Source organism: Bradyrhizobium sp. P2_E8 (genome assembly GCF_056403875.1).
Window position 1 is genome coordinate 1 of sequence record NZ_JBFUES010001635.1, and the last position, 960, is coordinate 960.

General features: G+C 58.0%; 1 protein-coding gene. It reads right to left on the minus strand.

The window, feature by feature from the left end:
- Positions 1 to 233 precede the first annotated feature (233 nt).
- A partial coding sequence (locus AC1D00_RS42885) for a hypothetical protein (protein ID WP_477014890.1) occupies positions 234 to 960 on the minus strand: 727 nt, incomplete at its 5' end.

The window sequence follows — 960 nt, forward strand, 5'->3', positions numbered from 1 at the left end:
GTCCGTGAGTCGATCCGTGGCGTTGCACCAATGCGCGTCCCGTCGGGAAGAGGCCCATGGACGACGAATCTAACGTGGAAGATGAAATACCATTCTCGACCTTTGACCCGGATGCCAAGGTATGGTTTGGGGTCTTGAGAGAACGGAAGTATCGATTTTCGGCTTAGCGCTCTTGGTGGCCAAGGCGGGGCCTGCGGATCGACTCTCGTAAATCCATCCGCGTTAGGTCTCGGCTAGTCCCGCTCAAGCTTGCGCTTGACTCGCCTCGTCCTGCCATTATGGCGCACAAAGAGAGCTTGCTCGGTGACACGCCCGCCTCCATCGACATGGCCGAGAATCATTTTCATCTGCGAGCTGAGGACGACCAGCGCAAGATCGTGGGTTTGCAGGAACTGGTCCAGGAAGTCCAACCGGCATATAAGAGCCGCAGACCGATCGGACCACCACCTAGGATCCTGGACCTTGACCTGACCATCGGGACCTTGCCATCTACCCCTGCGATCCCATCGAAGATTGCCTGCTTGAACCAATGCCGTACAGGGCATCAGGAGCGTCTCAGATTCTCCGAGATGGCTGTAGTCACGCTCCCATTCCCGCCCCCGCAGCTGACGCAACACCAAGTGCTGGAATGTGATCCCTTCGTCCTGTCTRCCGAAGCTGATCGGATCGCTCTCTCGATGCGCGTAGGGCCAGCGATGCGGATATTCGGCGAGATAGCCGCGGTAATCGTGTGGCTCGTTGTACAAGTCCTCAAGGCGGTCGTCGTTGAAGGCCTGTGTCACTTTCTTGAGATCACCGGCATTGCAAGCGACCGCGCGGATGTCTCGCGTGACATGGCGATAGGTCGTCGTGCGCGTTGCCCCCGTCCGCTTTCCATTCCAAGCCTCATGCATGTCGATGACTTGCCAGACGACACCGTCGGGATCGGTCACGACCATGGCTTGTGCAATATTCGACAGG